This is a genomic window from Arthrobacter sp. MDT2-34-1 (genome assembly GCF_059091365.1).
On the sequence record NZ_JBNHGO010000110.1, the window covers coordinates 1 to 563 of the forward strand.

Annotated in this window: 2 protein-coding genes; both read left to right on the top strand. The window is 67.1% G+C overall.

The window, feature by feature from the left end; all coding sequences use genetic code 11:
* The first annotated feature begins 43 nt into the window (after positions 1 to 43).
* Positions 44 to 274: a helix-turn-helix transcriptional regulator gene (locus tag AC5RVV_RS17900; RefSeq protein WP_494002698.1), complete on the top strand. Its 231-nt coding sequence runs from the start codon at positions 44 to 46 to the stop codon at positions 272 to 274.
* A gap of 6 nt (positions 275 to 280) precedes the next feature.
* Positions 281 to 563: hypothetical protein (locus AC5RVV_RS17905; RefSeq protein ID WP_494002699.1), on the top strand; the 283-nt coding region annotated here is incomplete at its 3' end.

A 563-nucleotide genomic window follows, 5' to 3' on the forward strand; every position in this document is an offset into this window, starting at 1 on the left:
CTTTTTTTGCCCGGCAGGCCAGCGGTGTGCATACGATGGCAGTATGCCTGCCCGCTTCATGACACTGCCCCAGGTGGCCGAGGATCTGGCCATCTCCCAGGCCCAGGCGTACGCGCTGGTCCGCTCCGGAGAGCTGCCTGCGATACAGATTGGTGGCCGGGGCCAGTGGCGTGTCGAGCGTTCCAAATACAACGAGTACATTGCTGCCGCCTACGAGAAGACAGCGGCCGGCATCCGGGCGGGCCTGCCCGAGGAAACGCCGGCGGAGGACTGAGGCTCCATGGATGACGATCCTGAGGAGCTGCGCCGGCGGGCCCGGCAGCGCGTGGCCCGTTTCGATGAACTGCGAGCAGCCAGGGGCTTCCTTCACCATGGCCTGACACCGCGTGACGTCGCCGACCTGCTCTCCATCAGCGAGGCCCAGGCGGGCAGGCTGCTCAGGGCCGCCGCACGGCGCAGCTCCAGCCGCGAGCCGGAACCTGAGGAGATGATTCTGCGGGCCTTCGTTGACCGCCTCGACTGCCGGAGACTGGTCGAGGCCCTCAAGGCGTTTCCGTACACCT

Coding starts and splice junctions, on each gene's coding strand:
- AC5RVV_RS17900 (WP_494002698.1), top strand. CDS start 44: ATGCCTGCCCGCTTCATGACACTGCCCCAGGTGGCCGAGGATCTGGCC.